This window comes from Pantoea phyllosphaerae (assembly GCF_051025595.1).
In the GTDB taxonomy this organism is placed as follows: Bacteria; Pseudomonadota; Gammaproteobacteria; order Enterobacterales; family Enterobacteriaceae; genus Pantoea.
On record NZ_JBPFDE010000037.1, the window covers coordinates 1 to 1,181 of the forward strand.

Sequence of the window (1,181 nt, forward strand, 5' to 3'; positions counted from 1 at the left end):
AAAGAGCAATTTCAACGTAACAAACTGCACGTAAACGTGGGCACCATCGGTCACGTTGACCACGGTAAAACCACCCTGACTGCAGCAATCACCACCGTTCTGGCTAAAACCTACGGCGGCCAGGCTCGTGCGTTCGACCAGATCGATAACGCGCCGGAAGAGAAGGCACGTGGTATCACCATCAACACCTCTCACGTTGAGTATGAAACCCCGTCTCGCCACTACGCGCACGTTGACTGCCCGGGCCACGCCGACTATGTGAAAAACATGATCACCGGTGCTGCGCAGATGGACGGCGCTATCCTGGTTGTTGCTGCGACTGACGGCCCGATGCCGCAGACCCGTGAGCACATCCTGCTGGGTCGTCAGGTTGGCGTTCCTTACATCATCGTGTTCCTGAACAAGTGCGACATGGTTGATGACGAAGAGCTGCTGGAGCTGGTTGAGATGGAAGTCCGTGACCTGCTGTCACAGTACGACTTCCCGGGCGACGACACCCCGATCGTTCGCGGTTCCGCGCTGAAAGCGCTGGAAGGCGACGCTGAGTGGGAAGCGAAGATCGTTGAGCTGGCTGGCCACCTGGACACCTACATCCCGGATCCGGTTCGCGCAATCGACCTGCCGTTCCTGCTGCCGATCGAAGACGTATTCTCAATCTCTGGCCGTGGTACCGTTGTTACCGGTCGTGTTGAGCGCGGCATCGTGAAAGTGGGCGACGAAGTTGAAATCGTGGGCATCAAAGACACCGCGAAATCAACCTGTACCGGCGTTGAAATGTTCCGCAAACTGCTGGATCAAGGTCAGGCTGGTGAGAACGTGGGCGTTCTGCTGCGTGGTATCAAGCGTGAAGAGATCGAGCGTGGCCAGGTTCTGGCTAAGCCGGGCTCAATCAAGCCGCACACCACCTTCGTATCAGAAGTTTACGTGCTGTCCAAAGAAGAAGGCGGTCGTCACACTCCGTTCTTCAAAGGCTACCGTCCGCAGTTCTATTTCCGTACAACTGACGTGACTGGCAACATCGAACTGCCGGAAGGCGTTGAGATGGTAATGCCGGGCGACAACATCAAAATGACCGTGACTCTGATCCATCCGATCGCGATGGACCAGGGTCTGCGCTTCGCAATCCGCGAAGGCGGCCGTACCGTTGGCGCGGGCGTTGTTGCTGAAGTTATCGCTTAATT

1 protein-coding gene is annotated in these 1,181 nt (G+C 56.7%); it reads left to right on the forward strand.

Features of this window, described 5'->3' with window-relative positions:
- On the forward strand, positions 1–1,179 hold a 1,179-nt coding region (tuf, locus tag ACR6A7_RS21100; protein WP_048786484.1), incomplete at its 5' end, for an elongation factor Tu.
- Positions 1,180–1,181 lie beyond the last annotated feature (2 nt).